Origin of the sequence: Sulfurimonas sp., from assembly GCF_014859695.1 — a bacterium.
GTDB lineage: Bacteria > Campylobacterota > Campylobacteria > Campylobacterales > Sulfurimonadaceae > Sulfurimonas.
In genome coordinates, this window is the sequence record NZ_JACUTS010000021.1 from 1 (window position 1) to 14,599 (window position 14,599).

At 39.6% G+C, this 14,599-nt stretch carries 17 protein-coding genes; 2 read left to right on the forward strand and 15 right to left on the reverse strand.

Translation table 11 applies throughout. The annotated features are described in order from the left end of the window. Positions 1-193 (reverse strand): alanine--tRNA ligase-related protein (locus IBX42_RS05655; RefSeq protein ID WP_294930088.1); only part of this gene is annotated, 193 nt, incomplete at its 3' end. 68 nt (positions 194-261) lie between these two features. After that, on the reverse strand, positions 262-1,677 hold the full coding sequence (locus tag IBX42_RS05660; RefSeq protein ID WP_294930091.1) for an aldehyde dehydrogenase family protein: 1,416 nt from the start codon (positions 1,675-1,677) through the stop codon (positions 262-264). 72 nt (positions 1,678-1,749) lie between these two features. On the opposite strand from IBX42_RS05660, the gene IBX42_RS05665 reads away from it, so the two are divergent. Further along, positions 1,750-2,145, forward strand: coding sequence for a thioredoxin family protein (locus IBX42_RS05665; protein ID WP_294930094.1), 396 nt, complete (start codon positions 1,750-1,752; stop codon positions 2,143-2,145). Here the strand turns inward: IBX42_RS05665 and IBX42_RS05670 are convergent. Genes IBX42_RS05670 through IBX42_RS05695 form a run of 6 tightly spaced genes read right to left on the reverse strand, consistent with a single transcriptional unit; the run spans position 2,142 to position 7,549 of the window. Then, the gene (locus IBX42_RS05670) at positions 2,142-2,471 is read right to left on the reverse strand and encodes a YraN family protein (RefSeq protein WP_294930097.1); all 330 of its coding nucleotides are present in this window, start codon (positions 2,469-2,471) and stop codon (positions 2,142-2,144) included. The genes IBX42_RS05665 and IBX42_RS05670 overlap by 4 nt on opposite strands. After that, complete coding sequence (locus tag IBX42_RS05675; protein ID WP_294930100.1) at positions 2,472-4,535, reverse strand: molybdopterin-dependent oxidoreductase; 2,064 nt, start codon at positions 4,533-4,535, stop codon at positions 2,472-2,474. It lies immediately after the preceding gene. Positions 4,536-4,574: 39 nt separating this feature from the next. Beyond that, the gene (locus tag IBX42_RS05680; RefSeq protein ID WP_294930103.1) at positions 4,575-5,309 is read right to left on the reverse strand and encodes an SDR family NAD(P)-dependent oxidoreductase; all 735 of its coding nucleotides are present in this window, start codon (positions 5,307-5,309) and stop codon (positions 4,575-4,577) included. After that, the gene (locus tag IBX42_RS05685) at positions 5,306-6,802 is read right to left on the reverse strand and encodes a DUF1538 domain-containing protein (protein WP_294930107.1); all 1,497 of its coding nucleotides are present in this window, start codon (positions 6,800-6,802) and stop codon (positions 5,306-5,308) included. The genes IBX42_RS05680 and IBX42_RS05685 overlap by 4 nt, the downstream gene beginning before the upstream one ends. Further along, positions 6,802-7,188, reverse strand: coding sequence for a CBS domain-containing protein (locus IBX42_RS05690; RefSeq protein ID WP_294930110.1), 387 nt, complete (start codon positions 7,186-7,188; stop codon positions 6,802-6,804). Before IBX42_RS05690 ends, IBX42_RS05685 begins: the two co-directional genes overlap by 1 nt. Before the next feature lie 10 nt (positions 7,189-7,198). Beyond that, positions 7,199-7,549, reverse strand: a complete 351-nt coding sequence (locus tag IBX42_RS05695; RefSeq protein WP_294930113.1) for a hypothetical protein — start codon at positions 7,547-7,549, stop codon at positions 7,199-7,201. A gap of 91 nt (positions 7,550-7,640) precedes the next feature. Here IBX42_RS05695 and IBX42_RS05700 point away from each other — a divergent pair, with 91 nt between their 5' ends. Continuing rightward, positions 7,641-8,471 carry a universal stress protein gene (locus IBX42_RS05700; protein ID WP_294930116.1) on the forward strand — a complete coding sequence of 277 codons (831 nt, stop codon included), beginning with the start codon at positions 7,641-7,643 and terminating at the stop codon, positions 8,469-8,471. A 13-nt stretch (positions 8,472-8,484) separates the two neighbouring features. On the opposite strand, the gene IBX42_RS05705 is transcribed toward IBX42_RS05700, so the two are convergent. The 7 genes from IBX42_RS05705 to rpmE form a co-directional block, all read right to left on the reverse strand. Continuing rightward, entirely contained in the window at positions 8,485-9,744 is a 1,260-nt protein-coding gene (locus IBX42_RS05705; protein WP_294930119.1) for a homoserine dehydrogenase, read from the reverse strand. A gap of 153 nt (positions 9,745-9,897) precedes the next feature. Beyond that, positions 9,898-11,115 (reverse strand): LL-diaminopimelate aminotransferase, encoded by a 1,218-nt coding sequence (locus tag IBX42_RS05710; protein ID WP_294930122.1) that lies wholly within the window; start codon positions 11,113-11,115, stop codon positions 9,898-9,900. Between the two features lie 56 nt (positions 11,116-11,171). Beyond that, entirely contained in the window at positions 11,172-12,020 is an 849-nt protein-coding gene (locus IBX42_RS05715) for a hypothetical protein (protein WP_294930125.1), read from the reverse strand. Beyond that, positions 12,014-12,835 carry a hypothetical protein gene (locus IBX42_RS05720; RefSeq protein WP_294930128.1) on the reverse strand — a complete coding sequence of 274 codons (822 nt, stop codon included), beginning with the start codon at positions 12,833-12,835 and terminating at the stop codon, positions 12,014-12,016. Before IBX42_RS05720 ends, IBX42_RS05715 begins: the two co-directional genes overlap by 7 nt. Then, positions 12,832-13,512 (reverse strand): 23S rRNA (guanosine(2251)-2'-O)-methyltransferase RlmB, encoded by a 681-nt coding sequence (rlmB, locus tag IBX42_RS05725; protein ID WP_294930131.1) that lies wholly within the window; start codon positions 13,510-13,512, stop codon positions 12,832-12,834. The genes IBX42_RS05720 and rlmB overlap by 4 nt, the downstream gene beginning before the upstream one ends. A gap of 38 nt (positions 13,513-13,550) precedes the next feature. Then, positions 13,551-14,366, reverse strand: a complete 816-nt coding sequence (rsmI, locus tag IBX42_RS05730; RefSeq protein ID WP_294930134.1) for a 16S rRNA (cytidine(1402)-2'-O)-methyltransferase — start codon at positions 14,364-14,366, stop codon at positions 13,551-13,553. 12 nt (positions 14,367-14,378) lie between these two features. Beyond that, complete coding sequence (gene rpmE, locus IBX42_RS05735) at positions 14,379-14,579, reverse strand: 50S ribosomal protein L31 (protein ID WP_294930137.1); 201 nt, start codon at positions 14,577-14,579, stop codon at positions 14,379-14,381. Positions 14,580-14,599 lie beyond the last annotated feature (20 nt).

The following is a 14,599-nucleotide window of genomic DNA, read 5'->3' on the forward strand; positions in this document are numbered from 1 at the left end:
GGATACATGTTTGGCATGAAACTGCACGCGGATTTTGCGGAGCAGGCACTTCGCCCGTAAAAATAGACTTAAAAGGAACCATTCCTGCATTGTTAAAAAGCAGCGTTGCATCATCGGGAACAAGCGGTGAACTCGCTACTCTGTCATGATTTTTTGATTCAAAAAATCTTAAAAATTCTTCTCTAATATCCATAAATATATCTCTTGCTGTAAAATTGCGCGATTATATCTAAAAATTATTGAAGGACTCCTCTAACAAATCTAGCAGATTACCACGCTTTTTATCTCACTCATCTCTTCAATAGCAAAGCGCGGACCTTCTCGTCCCACACCGCTAAGTTTTACTCCGCCGTATGGCTGAATATCAAAACGCAGAGTAGGCATGTCGTTTATAACCACTCCGCCTGCATCAAGCTCATAAATGGCACGTTTTGTCAGGCTTAAATCATTTGTAAAGATTGAGAATTGAAGTCCGTATGGAGAGTTGTTTATACGCGGGAGCGCATCATCAAAACTCTCTACTCTAACCAGAGAGACAATCGGTGCAAAAACCTCTTCACACACAATCGCCATATCATCACGAACATTAGCCATAACACATGGGTAAAAGAGCCTTCCATCTACGCGCGGAGGCAGCATTGCGGTTGCTCCCTCTTCTATGGCGCTCTCAACCCAGCTCATAGCTCTTTTGCATGCCTCATCATCGATAAGCGGTCCCATAAACGTCTCATCATCATACGGTGAGCCGACAACCAGCTTTTTTGTCTCATCTGCCATCTTTTGCGCAAATGCGTCATATATTTTTGCATTGACATAGATGCGTTGCAGCGATATACAGACCTGACCGGAGTTTACAAAAGCACCGATAACACATCTTGAAGCCGCCAAATCCAGATCGGCACTCTCATCAATATAGGTCGCCGCATTGCCGCCAAGCTCTAAAGAGACCTTTTTTATGCCTGCACTCTTTGCAATTATCTCGCCCACGGGAACACTTCCAGTAAAGCTTATAACACGCGGAATATCGCTTGAAACAAGCGCACCTCCGACCTCTGCATCTCCGTAAACAACACTAAGTGCATCTTTTATAGCGTAAGGACTCTCGATAAAGAGTTTTGCAAATTTATACGCCGTTAAAGGAGCTTCTGGAGTCGGCTTTAATACAACTGCATTCCCCGCCACAAGAGCGGGTGCGAGTTTATGCGCTACAAGATTGAGCGGAAAATTAAAAGGGGTAATCGCCACGACAACTCCTGCACTCTCACGCAAAAAAAAGGCTGTTGTCTTCTTCCCGCTTGGCATTGCATCTGTATTGATGGTCTCTCCATGCATCGTGCGCATCGTCTCCGCACAAAGAGTTATGGTCTCAATGCAGCGCTCAACCTCTATTCTAGAAAATGCTATCGGCTTTGCCACCTCATCGGTAATGGTTTTTGCCATATCCTCTTTAGTATCTCTTAACTTTTGCGCTACATCCAAAAGCCAGCTGCATCTCTGTGCAATCGTACTTTTTCTAGCCTCTTTAGCTGCCTCTTTGGCGATAAGAAGCGCTTTTTTTGCATCATCCGCGTTGCAAATCGCAGCCTTGGAGACAACCTCACCGCTGTATGGACTTAATCTGTTTGTTAACTCTTGCCTTGATGTTTCATCTGAGCCAAAATAGATATTTGCTACCATAAAATCCTCCAAAACCCTTTGTATTTATGTTATTATAGTATAAAAATAATTTCTGGGATATTTACAAATAAGATGAAAATTTTTATCTCTTTATTTATACTATACTCAACTCTTTTTAGCACAGAGCTAAACTGGTTAAATGATTATGACGAGGCACTTGCAGAGGCAAAAAAACAAGAAAAAGGTGTCTATCTTTTTATCGGTGCGGATGTTTGTAGATGGTGTGAAAGATTTAAAAAGATGACTCTCTCAAAACAAAAAGCCATCGATAGGCTCCAAGAGGAGTATGTGCTTTTGTACCTCTCAAGAGACAGACACAATATACCTAAACAGTTTGTGACTAAAGGCGTTCCAAGACACTATTTTTTGACAAACAGAGGCGAGATTATACATGCTGACAGAGGAAGCAGAGAGGTTGATGGATTTTTGGATCTCATCGAAGAGGTAAATCTTAAAAAAGAGGACTAAAGCGTTATATTCTCTATAAACTCTACCTTTTGTTCTGCAACAATTAAGGCATCAAGAACAAAATCTAGATCTAAAGAGCTCTTTTTCATATAAACATACGCCGTTTTTATGATTTTTGAGAGCTTGCTTTTTGTGATGTTTAAAACTGCACTCTCATAATCAAGCCCGCTTTTAACCTCTACAAAGTGCAAAACATCATCTTTTATGGCGATGATATCTATCTCGCCGAAGCGGGAGTAGAAATTTCTCTCTACAATTGCAAAGCCATTGTCTCTAAGAAATTCGCAAGCAATATCTTCTGCAAAATTTCCTTTTGCTCTGCTCATCTAGAGGTTTACAACTTCCACTTTTACAGATTTAAAAGCCGCCGTCAAAATAAGCTCGTCGCTCTCGTCTCCAAAGAGCGCATTTATCTTGGAATCTGCATAGTGAAATGTCACAAAAAGAGCTTTTGGCTCCACTTTGTCCGTAAATTTTACTTTTAGCGGTTTTGTCTCTCCATTCTCTGTTCTTAAAATAACGCGCTCGCCTCTAAAATCATCGGCATCAGAGCTGTTTACAAGCAAAGTATCCTCATCATATCTATTGACTAGGCTTGCCGTCTGTTTTGTCTGAGCCGCATTGTTGTACATGGCAATCGTTCTGCCGGTTGTGAGGTAGTAGTTTCTCTCTTTTTTCTCAACGATTTCTTGCACCATATTGCGCAATTTGTACTGATGATAGTGAAACTCTCCCAATCCGTCATCGGTTCTAAAATCAAGCTGATGCAAAATCGGCGTATCTTCTGTGTGAACAGGCCACTGAAGCCCACGTTTACGATGTCTTTGCAGTCTTATATAGCTAGCTCCGCTAAAACGGCGGTATGCAACCTCTCGCACCTCATCCCAAATCTCGTTTGAGTTTTTATAGGCACTTTTTCCGCCCATTTTGTTATCAAGAAGTTGCAGAACTTCCCAGTCATCCGGCAAGTCAGACTCTACTAGCGGCTGAGACAAGTGAAGACGGCGCATTGCATTGACGTAAACACCCGTTTTTTCATACGCCGACTTTACGCCTATGACAATATCGGCCCTTGAAGTTATGTCGGTCATAAAGAGCTCTTGAACCATGATAAGCTCTAAGTTTTGTATACCTCTCTCAACTTTGTTTATGTTTGGGTGGATATGTGTCAAATCCTCGCCGATATTTAAGACAGCCTTTAAGCGTCCCTCCAGCATCTCATCGACAAGCTGCGGTGTCATCAAGCCAACCTCTTTAGGCACTTGATAATCAGGAGCGAAGTAAGGGAGCATCCCCATATCACATGCACCCTGAACATTATTCTGCCCGCGAAGAGGCATAAGTCCTGCTCCGGCTTTTCCAATATTTCCGGTCATTAGCGCCAAGTGCGTTATCGCCATTACCGCGTAAGAGCCGTCTAGATGCTCCGTTATCCCAAGCCCCCAAAATATCATAGATTTCTTAAGCGCATACTCTCTTGCTATCTTTGGGATCATCTTAGCAAGATCCTCATAACCCTCTATTTGTTCAAAATATTTAGGGTCGGCATATGGGTCGTTTAAGATCATCTCTTTAAACTCTTTAAAATCTTTTGTGCGCTCCGCTATAAAGCTCTTATCATAAAGCTCTTCACTTATAATGACATGTGCAAGCATATTTAAGACAAGCAGATTTGCCTCATAAGGCATGATTGCTTTGTATTTTGCGAAGCGGTGGAGTTTTATCTCTCTGACATCAAATACTGCCAGATTATCATGCTTTTGCGCCATATCGACAATACGGTTTGCGATTATTGGATGCGCTTCTGTTGTATTTGAGCCGATAACTATCATAAACTCGCAGTTGTAGATGTCATTGTAAGGGTTTGTCGCGGCTCCCTCTCCGATGGTGGTACGCATTCCTTTTAAACTCGGCGAATGACAGACTCTCGCACAGTTGTCTACATGCGGAGAATTCAGCGTATGGCGTGTAAATTTTTGAAAAAGATAGACACTCTCACATGAGGTTCTAGCCCCTCCGATGGAAGCTATGCTTTTTCTGCCGTATTTAGCCTGAATCTCTTTTAATTTCATGGCAGCGGCAGTTGTAGCACTCTCCAAGTCACTCTCATACCAAACGTCGTCAAAATCAACTAAAGATGATGCAATAGCCTCCTTTATAGATGGGTTTTTCTCTAAAAAACTCTTCTTGATTCTCGGGATTCTAAGTCGCTCTTTTGAGTCGACAAAATCAAACCCATACTTCCCTTTTATGCAGAGCTTTCCCTGCGAAACCACGCCGTCTTTATGTGCAAAGATTTTTTGAATTTTATTATCTTTTACATGTGCGGCTATATCGCACCCAACCCCGCAGTATGTGCAGACGCTATCTATTGTTTGAGTATTTTCCATGATATTTTTTAACTTTTTGGTGGTTTTTAATGGGTAATATTAGCGAAAAAGATGTTTAATAATCTTTTGTTTTAAAAACAAGGGAAGATATTTAAACAGAAGTATCAAATAGTAAAATCTTCTCGGAAAAGCGTAAAATCTTCTCTCTTTATCTATAGCCCTCTTTATGATCTTAGCTCCATCTTCGGTGCTTAGTAAAAAAGGCATATAAAACTTGTTCTTGTCGGTGAGCTCGCTTTTTACAAAACCCGGAAGTATGTTTAAAACCTTTATGTCGTGCGGCTCGTACTTGTATCTTAGTCCTTCGGCGTAAGCATTAAGGGCTCTTTTGGATGAGCTGTATACTTTTGAGCTGGGCATTGAGAATATCGATGCCAAAGAGGAGATAAAGACTATTTTGCCACTCTTTTTTTCTAAAAACTTTGGAAGAAGCACTTCAAGTATGGCGTGGTTTGAGAGGACGTTGACATCGTAGAGTCTTTTAAACTCTTCAAAAGGGGTGATCTCTAACGAGTGTCCGAGCGAGATTCCCGCATTTAAGATAACCATATCCACATCTGCTATCTCTCTCATTTTCTGCTGCAGAGTATCGAAATCGGTTACGTCGCAGACTATAATCTCTACTTTTTTTGCAAGTGGCGCTAGTTTAGTTTGGAGTTTTTGAAGTCTATCTTCTCTTCTGGCAAGAAGATAGAGTCCGTTATCTTTGGTAGCATATAGTTTTGCAAGAGCTTCGCCTATACCGCTGCTGGCTCCAGTTATTAGGATTTTCAACTCTCTTGCCCTTTTTGAAACTTTTGAACCAAAATACTGTACCCCATCACGGTTATCATCGGAAAAACGGAAGCAAACGCAATAAGCCCAAAGCCGTCCATAAGAGGGTCTCTTCCCTCAATATTCATAGCCAGATAAAGCCCAAATGCCGTAACTATAGGCACGGTAATCTCGGAAGTTGTAACACCTCCCAAATCAAACGCAAAAGCTACGATCTCTTTAGGAGCAAAGATGGCCAATAAAACTACTAACATGTACAAAATTGTAATAAAGAGCCAGATATCATGACCGTTTACTATCTTGTATGAACCGATTAGAATTCCTATACCCACACCAAGAGCAACCAATAGCCTGATAATTTTAACATTCATCTGCTTTTCCGACATTTTGTCAGCCTGCTTTATAACTGCCACTAAAGCAGGTTCAGCCATGGTTGTGCCAAAACCTATTAAAAATGCAAACAGATATATAAAAAACACATTGTTCATAATGACTAAATTTTGCGCGATTGATTCTCCTATTGGAAAAAGTCCGAGTTTAATTCCCACGATAAACCCATAAAGACCTAAAACCAAAAATATAAATCCAAATACCACTCTGCCAATATTTGGCAGCGGTTTTTTAATCACGAAATATTGAAAAAGAACAATAGTGGCAATGATTGGCAAAATATTAGTAAATGTACCCAAGAGGTCAACAAGAACCTTAACTATGCTAAATCCGCCGATATAATGGGTCTTATCCTCCACTTCATTTGCGACATGTTGAATTTGCGATGAAAAACCCTCATCAAGGACAAATATTCCATAAAGCTGGATGCTAATCATCGGAGTAATGGCTGCAAGTGCCACAAACCCAAAACCATCCCTTAAAACGCTTCTCTCTTTAATCGCCGAAGCTATTCCTATACCCAGAGCTACAATAAGGGGAACCGTCGCAACATTTGTAGCAACGCCGCCTGAATCATAGGCAAGTCCTACAATCTCACGGGGAGCGAAGTATGTAATAAGCAGAACTATGACATAACCAATGATTATAATCTTTGAAATCGACCAACCATATATAGTTCTTATAATGCCAAAAGCGGTGATTGCACCGACACTTGTCGCAATTATAAGCCTCAGTGTCCATGCATTAAGAGCGCCGTTTGTGATAGCCTCTGCCTGAGAAGCAACGGCAATAATTGCAGGCTCTGCGACTGAGGCGCTAAAACCCAAAGCAAAACCAAAGAGTGCAAACCAAAATAGCGATTTTTTCTCCAAAAATTCGCTAGAGAGGCTATTTCCAAGAGGAAACACTCCAATCTCAAGCCCCATTAAAAAAAATGTCACTCCAATAGTAACTATAAAAAAGCCAAAAATTATGGAATCTAAATCATCCGGAACGCTCTGAAAAACAAAGAGTTGAAATCCTGCAATAATAAGCAGAATCGGAACAAGATTTAAAAATGATTCAATAAAAGTTTTTTTGAACTCTTTTATCAATTGGGGCATTAATCTACCAAACTCATCAGATAATCAGTCAAATCTGTAATAGAAAGCACGCCTTTTAGCTCATTGTTATCTGTTACTACGACTCTTTTGATATTATGCTCTATCATCGTCTTTGCGGCATACTTTACATCTATTTTTGAAGAGACGCTAAAAGCGGGCTTGTTATATACATCATAAACATTCAATAGCTCTATATCGCCCTCTTCCGCCAAAATCGCTTTTAGTATCTGCGTATTTGTAATTATCCCATAAGCATCGCTTGGAGAATTTTTATCGACTATGAGCGATTTCAACCCCTTCTCTTTCATAAGCATAAGCGCCTCTTTTAGCGTTGCGTATGGCATGATTGTCGTTACGCTCTTTTTCATTACATTTTCTACTATCATCCATCTCTCCTTATAGATTATCTTCTTGTTTAATAGAATCTTCAAACTTTTTAATCAACTCTCTGTCCAACCCTACAATATGCGAGATAGGCATTGTAAAAGCCATACACTCTGCCTGAGTTTTTTCTACCTCTGCGTTTATCGCCTTTAGCACAATTCTTGAGAGCTTCTCTTCCAGTACATAGATTATCACGGATTGATTCCCTTCAAAAGTCAGGGCAAAAAAACTCTTTTTTTCCCCCAGACTGCTTCCTCTGCCCTGCAAAATTGTTCCGCCGCCGGCACCTGCTTCTTTGGCGACATCCTTTAACCTATCCTCATACTGCGTGGATGCAATAACTACTAATGCGACAAACTTCATAGATGAGCTCCTTTGATTTTGATAAATTCTATCATATCTTTTTACAATAAAAAGATAAAATGTCTCTAATGCAAAAATATGGAGAGAAGTTATGAAAAAGTTCAAAACATTAGTCGCAATAGATTTTTCGGACGATAGTCTTGTAGTCTTGCAAAAAGCTATAGATTTTACGAAAAAACGAGATGGCATTGTTGATGTTGTTCATGTTGTCGAGAACTCATTTTTTTCACCAAAAAAAGATCTCTCCTACATTAGAGAACACAGTCTGAAAAAACTTAATGAAAAATTTCCTTCAATTAATGATGAAAATTTCCACTGTGTAGGCGGAAAAATAAAAAACGATGTAGCAAAGGCGGCGCAGCTTTTAAACAGTGATTTGATTATTATGGGTAAAAGCGGAGAGACCTTCTTTTTGGGTGATACCTATATGGGGTCGCACACAAAAGATATTATACGCTCATCTACAGTTCCCGTTATAGTCGTAAAAAGCGACCATGAACTGAAATACAAAAATATTTTGATGCTTAGCGATTTTTCAGCAGAGTCCAAAGAGGCGATAAAAAAAATAACAAATCTATTTCCTGATTCAAACATTAAACTCTTAAACTTTTATCTAATCCCTTTTGAAAACAGATTAAACAATTATGGATTTAATTCTGCCGACCTCTACGATTATCAGTTTCATCTTATGGAAGAGTCCAAACAAAAATTAGACTCTTTTTTAAACTCTTTGGAGATGCCACAAGAGATAAATATCTCTGGAACGGTTCGTAAAAGTTCACTAAATCCAAAACTATTTGAGAGCGAGATTAAAGATATCAATTTTGACCTTGTTGCAGTTCATACAACGGGAAATATAAGTTTTTACGCGCTTGATATCTTGGAAAACTCAAAAAAAGACGTAATTATCCTCAAGCTATAAAAAAGAAGGATCTTTAAACTATCCTAATCATTACAGGTCTAAAGTTCACAAATTCCAGCTTCTCAAGCGAATCTATAAGGTTTTGTATATCTCTCTCAAATGCGCAATGCGTAGAGATAAGAAGATTTGCACTCTCTTTTGAAGATGGGCGCTGCAGCATGGTCTCTACCGATATATCGTTATCTTCAAACATTTTGGTCACTCTTGCCAAAACACCCTTTTTATCGGAGACATTTATGCGCAGATAGTACTTTGACTCAATATCTCTTGCTGGCTTTAAAACTAGCCCGCGCTCCATAGGCTTGTCAAAACCGAGCATAGGTTTGCTCTTTCCGCTTCTTGCAATGTCAATGATATTTGCAACAACGGCACTTGCAGTAGCGTCTCCGCCCGCACCTGGTCCATAGTAGAGTGTCTCTCCTACTTTATCGCCGACAACACTGATACCGTTCATAACGCCGTCTATCTTTGCTATCATCTCATCTTTGCTTATCATGCTCGCATGTACGCGAAGCTCCACCATGTTTGCATCTTTTTTAGCAATGCCCAAAAGCTTTATAGCATATCCAAACTCGTTTGCAAACTCTACATCATCTTTAGACACGTTCTCAATGCCCTCAATAAGAATATCTTCAGGCTTTGCATCTATGCCGTAAGCGATACTTGCTAAGATTAAAAGCTTGTGTGCCGCGTCATACCCGCCAATGTCAAAGGTCGGGTCTGCTTCTGCATAGCCTAACTCTTGTGCGCTTTTAAGGGCGTTAACATAGCTCATTCCGTTTTGAATCATCTCGGTTAGCATATAGTTGCTCGTTCCGTTCATAATTCCCTTGATAGACTCTATATGGTTTGCGGAGAGTCCATCACGAAGAGCGTTGATGATAGGGATACCGCCTGCGACACTTGCTTCATACTCAAAAGCAATATCTTGTGCAATCTCTTGGAGTTCATAACGGTGGTACGCCAAAAGCGCTTTGTTTGCAGTTACTACGGCTTTGCCTTTTCTTAGCGCACGTTTTACTATCTCAAAAGCCTCCTCGACACCGCCCATAAGTTCTACTACAATGTCGATCTCGTCGTCATTTAAAATATCATCGACGTTGTCTGTTAGTTTTATGTCTAAACCTCTATCTTTGTTGAGACTTTTTACAACTCCGCTTTTTACTACTATATCAACTCCGGCGCGAGCAGAAATCACATCGGCATTGTCTTTTAAAATTTGTGCTACACTCGTTCCAACAGTTCCAACGCCTATAATTCCTACCCTTATCATATCAATTCCTTTAATTTATTGCATAAATTTAAGGGAACTTTTTATCCCCATCCTGTCACGATAGAGGAAGTATACCCTCAAGGGGCACCTAGATTCCTCTATCTACGCTAACGCTTGGTTTCCTTCGGCAGGAAGCCCATCACACTAGTGTGATTATTTTTTCTCTTCAAATTGTCTTAAAAACTCTTTTATATTTCTTGCCGCTTGACGGATTCTGTTGTCATTTTCTATAAGAGCTATGCGGACATAACCCTCTCCATACTCGCCAAAACCGATACCCGGAGCAACCGCGACACCAGCTTCTACAAGCAATCTTTTTGAGAACTCCAAGCTTCCGAGATGCGCCACGCACTCAGGAAGTTTTGCCCAGACAAACATGCTTGACTGATTTTTTCTGATGTGCCAACCTGCTCTATCAAACGCCTCTAAGAGAATATCTTGACGATGCTCATATTTTGCAGTTATATCTCTAACACACTGCTGATCACCGTTAAGTGCTATGGTAGCCGCAACCTGAATAGGCGTAAACATACCGTAATCAAGCCATGATTTGATTTTTTGCAGCGCGCCGATAAGCTTTTTATTTCCGACAAAAAATCCTACACGCCATCCTGCCATGTTATAACTTTTTGAGAGCGTAAAACTCTCAACAGCCACATCTTTTGCTCCGGGAATACTCATGATAGAAGGAGTTACATAGTCGCCAAATGTTATATCCCCATATGCAATATCGCTGATAACATAAAATCTAAGCTCTTTAGCAAGTGCCACAAGTCTTACGTAAAAATCCTGTGTAACCGTTGCAGTTGTAGGATTGTGAGGAAAATTTACCAAAACAAATTTTGGTCTAGGAGAGCTCTCTTTGAAAATTTTCACAAGGTCTTGAAAGAATTTATCTTCATCTACCTTGAAATCTTCATCGAACTCTATCCCGAATTTTATGACGCTTCCACCCGCTAAAATAAATGCGTATTCATGTATAGGATATGTCGGATCCGGCACAATAGTAACGTCGCCTAGATTGGTTATAGCGTATGCAAGATGCGCGTAACCCTCTTTTGAGCCCATTGTTGCAACACACTCTGTCATAGGGTCTAGGTCACAGTCGTATCTTCTTTTGTACCAATCAGCGATCGCACCTAAAAGCTTAGGAATACCTTTTGATGTTGAATATCCATGTGTCTTTGTCTTTTGTGCAGACTCAATAAGTTTCTCTCTTATATGCTCAGGAGTGTCTCCATCAGGATTTCCCATAGAAAAATCTATCACATCTGCGCCGGCTCTTCGCTCCGCCATTTTCAGCTCGTTTACCTCGGCAAAAACGTACTTCGGCAACCTTTTCATTCTATCAAATTGTATTTCGTCAAACATGAATATTCCTGCTTAAATTATTAATGACATTCTATCGAAAAATTTTTATAATTTCTTTATTTCTTTATTGTTGGTTTTAAAACCAAATCATCTTTGATATTTTTAAGAGAGTAGATATCTGAAATCTTTATGTAGTGCGTATTTTCTCTCATGTTTAGGGTAATACGGCTTTTTTTTTCATCTATTTTTATAACCCGCAGCAGCTTGAGAGATTTATCATAATAAGCTATATATGGATACCAATCATTTCTGCGAGAGCTTGTTATCTCTATCTTGTTTATCTTTGACACATCAAGCCAGTATGAGTAGAGCGATCTTTTGAGTCGAAACTCCTCTGAATCCTCAAGAGCAGGTACGTTGAGTTTGGCATTTTTCATATCGATTACGTATACCCAATCTGTTTGCGACTCTCTAATAACATCAACAATTTCACAGTTGCTCTTTTTTAGCTCTTGGCTGAGAATAAGCGGATCTGTTGCGTACTCTGAGATCATATTTATTGTCCAAGTGAATTTTGAGTCATTATAAAGAGACTCTTTGGTTACATACCTGTAATAGCCAATATTTCTTAGCGAATCACTCATAATCTTTACAAAAAAGAGAGGAACTCCCTCTGTTTTAAAGCTTATATTTGTCTCACGCGGGGTCTGAAAAAAGAGATTTAAAATCCCGTTTTCTTTGAGAGTTTGGATTACCTTAACTGCATCTACTCTCCCCAAAGGGGTGTAATAATCCTCTCTTGGAGAGAAGATGATACTTATATACTCTTTATCTTTAGCAAAAGTTGCCCCGGAGATAAGGCTCTTTACCTTTTCAATAACAGGATCCCCTTCTTTTTTCTCTTCTATTTGAGCGCCAAAAACAGAGGAGAGAAGCAGAGCAACAACTAAAAATATTTTTACCATTTGTTGCCTCTGTTTAATCTTGTAAACTCATCGTAACTTATCTGTCTTAACTCTGAGTCTATATATGAAAATCTCATAGTTTTTGGGTCTTTAAACTCTGTTATCTCGCCGTTTATCTCTATTTTTATATATCCATGCCCAAACGAGAGGAGCCACTCTTTTGCAGGATCAAGCTTAAGCTCGTCGGAAAATGTTGTTTGATACTTTTTATAGTCTGATAAATCAATATAGCCGAGCCACACTTTTGTTTTTGGAATAATTTTAAAAGATAACGGCTTAACTTCAGGCTCTGGTTGTTTCTCCTCTAGTTTCTCCTCCGCTCCCGCCATCTCCTCTACTCCGGTTGATTCCATTAAACCATCTTGAGATGAGTTCTCATCTAGCACAGAGTCGTTTTTATCATCTTGAAGTGTTGGAACAGCAGTTTGAAGATTCTTGCTTGAATCTATAATCTCGTTTTGAGGAAGTCTTGAAGCAAAGTAGAGCAGTGTAAAAACTACTGCTGCGCCTATGAGTATATAAAAAAACGTCCACTTTCTTTTTTTCTTAGATGCCGTAAAAATTTTTACCTTTTCTTTAATATTTTCCTCATCACTCTTTTGGCTTTTAAAATACTCTCTTGCTCTATTTTTCAGCTCACTCAGATCAAGGGCATATTCTCTCTCAAAAATAGATAAAAATCCTAAAAGTTGAACACTGCCCATTCCCTCAAAGTTTTCATTGAAAATCGACTCAATGTGTGTTCTTGATATATGTGTTCTCTCATGGATTTTTTGTACGCCTATTTTTTTTAATTTATCCAAATCTTCACTCATATTCTCATCCTATCCATCAAAATTGCTCCTGCCGCACCGACATTTAAAGAGTCGAATTTATGCGCCATTTTTACAGTTACGATCTCATCTAGTTTTGAACTGACTCTAGCGGTAAGCCCTTCTCCCTCACTTCCTAAAAAGAGAGCACGTCTGCTTTGGACTTTTACCTCTCTTATATCGGTACCTCCCATATCTGCACCGTATGTCTTAAAACCTGACATCTTAAGGTCGTTTATAGCGTCATGAACATTTGTTTGCAGTGCAAAAGGCATGTCAAAGAGTGCTCCCGTGCTTGTTCTGGTAATTGCTTCAAGAGGAAGTGATTTCACACCGCATGCAATGACCGCTTCTACGCCTAACGCATAAGCGGTTCTAATTATTGCACCGATATTTCCTACATCGGTAAGCCCGGATAAAACAAGTACAAAATCATAATTTAAAAATGATTTGTAACTATACAGAGCGTAATCTTCAACCTCTGCAAGAATGCCCTGATGGGATGCATTTTTGCACATTTTTCCCGCCGCATCAGATGGAATTCTCTTTACCTCGAAGCCCATCTTCATAAGACGCGAATACTCTTTTTTATCCATCTCTTTTGCAAGATAAAGCGTCTTTATCTTGGCAGGATGATTCTCTATGATATAATTGATTGGCTGTTTTGCATAAATTAACATTTGAGCATTTTATCCAAAAAAATGAAAATAGTATATATCTACAGTTTTAAGAGTCTCTCGTAACAGGCTTTTGTATTTTCGCCTGTTATTTTACAGATAAGCTTTGCCTGAGTCTTTTTGGGCAGGTCAAGCTCTAAAATATCATTTTGAGTTATGGCGCTGGGTTTTTGCGCCTCTGCAGCGCTGATGACAACAACCCACTCGCCACGGAGATTTGCATCAACTTTTTGTTTAATCTCAAGCGCAGTTCCAAAATAGTAGCGTTGATACTTCTTTGTAAGCTCTTTAGCCAAAAAAATCTCTCTTGTAGGTTCCTCAAAGGAGAGCTCATCCAAGAGTTTCTCAAGTCTGTGCGGAGATTCATAAAGAACTGTGGTAAATCCGCTGCCAAGAGCACCTTGAAGCGAAGCAGCCCTATCTTTGCCTTTGTGCGGCAAAAATCCCCAAAAAAGCATCTTTGTCTCAACAAACCCGCTTGCCACAAAAGCGGTTAGAAGCGCGTTTGCGCCGGGTAAAACATCATAAGCAACACCGTTTTTTTGGCAGTACCTAACAAGAGCTTGACCCGGGTCGCTGATACTGGGCATACCGGCGTCGCTGACATAGATAACATTTTGTTCAAAAAATGATGGTTCAAGATTTGAGATAAACTCTTTTTCATTATGAGAATGAAGGGGAAGAAAATTTTGTTCTGGTTTAAAAACGCTCTGGTAACGCTCTTTGAGTATGTGGATAAGTTTTTTTGTAACGCGAGTATCTTCGCATAGAAGTGTGTCGGCACCACCTAGAGCCTCAATGGCTCTAAGAGATATGTCGCCTATGTTCCCAATTGGAGTCGGGACAAGTGTAAGCAAGAAAAATCTTGATTATTTTTTTGCGTAACGTTGGTTGAATTTTTCAATTCTTCCTGCAGTATCTACCATTCTCTCAGAACCTGTAAAGAAAGGGTGACACTCATTACATATGTCAATTCTCATCTCATCTTTTGCACTTTCTATTTCAAAAGTGTTTCCACATGAACATGTTACTGCACAAGCTACTAATTTCGGGTGAATATCTTTTTTCATTTTTTTGCCTTTTGATACTC